Raw genomic sequence first — 926 nt, forward strand, 5'->3', positions numbered from 1 at the left:
GGCCGCTGCAGGCGCGCCGCCGCCAGGGCGACCTGGGGCGTGAGGCTCACCAAGGTCCAGGCCGCGGGATCGCTGAACACGGCTTCGTAGCGGGCCGCCAGGGCTTCGTCCCCCAGGCGCAGGGGTCCCTCCATCAGCGTCATCAAGGTGGCCATGCTCAGCACGCCCCGCCAGCGGCCGGCGGCGATCGCGGCGATCAGGGGCTCTGCGTGGCGGCTGGAGGCGTCGCCGCGCAGCCAGGGAATCAGCACCGTGGCGTCGACGGCCACGGCCGATCCGAGGGCCAGTGCGCCGGCGCCTTCCAGGGGCTGGATGGGCCAAGGTTGGCCCGGCGGGAGCGGGTCCGGCCAGCAGGCGCGGCCGCTGCCCTTGAGGGCAATCAGGGCCTGCCGCTGGGGACGGTGCCGCCGCCAGAGCGGCACCAGGGCCGCCACCGGGTGGCCGTGGCGCGAGATCAGCGTCTCCTCGCCCCCATGGGCCCGATCGAGCAGTTCGGGGAAGCGCTTCCTGGCCTCCAGGACGCCGAGGGTGTCCATGGTGCTGGCGGCCGAATTCCAATTCTGTACACAATGTACAGGTTTTGATTTTGCTTCCCAGAGGCCCCGTCCACCCGCAGCACGGCCAGGACGCATCCCGTAACCTCGCCCTTTCCGCCCCGGTCGCCATCACCGCGCCGGCGGGGCAGCTCGGAGCGCCGCAGCCGATGGACAGCTTCGATTCTTCCGGCTCCCCGGCCTTCCTCGACCATCCGATCTTCCGGGAGAGTGTGCGCCGCATCCGCGGCTGGCTCGGGCCCACCGGCCTGGAGGGGGTGGAGCAGGAGGTTCTCGAGCGCCTGGTGCACAGCAGCGGCGACCTGGCCCTGGCGCCGGATCTGCGCCTCGGCCCGGGGGCCTGCGCCGCCGGCCTCAACGCCCTGGCCCGGG

The 926-nt window shown here is 73.2% G+C and carries 2 protein-coding genes; one reads left to right on the forward strand and one right to left on the reverse strand.

Going from position 1 to position 926, the window contains the following annotated elements; genetic code table 11:
• A partial coding sequence (locus tag VB737_RS17005; protein WP_500314708.1) for a type II toxin-antitoxin system Phd/YefM family antitoxin occupies positions 1-536 on the reverse strand: 536 nt, incomplete at its 3' end.
• Between the two features lie 167 nt (positions 537-703).
• Between VB737_RS17005 and VB737_RS17010 the strand changes: the two genes are divergently transcribed.
• Positions 704-926 (forward strand): precorrin-8X methylmutase (locus tag VB737_RS17010; RefSeq protein WP_500314709.1); only part of this gene is annotated, 223 nt, incomplete at its 3' end.

Source organism: Synechococcus sp. BA-120 BA3, assembly GCF_034931285.1.
In the GTDB taxonomy this organism is placed as follows: Bacteria; Cyanobacteriota; Cyanobacteriia; order PCC-6307; family Cyanobiaceae; genus Cyanobium.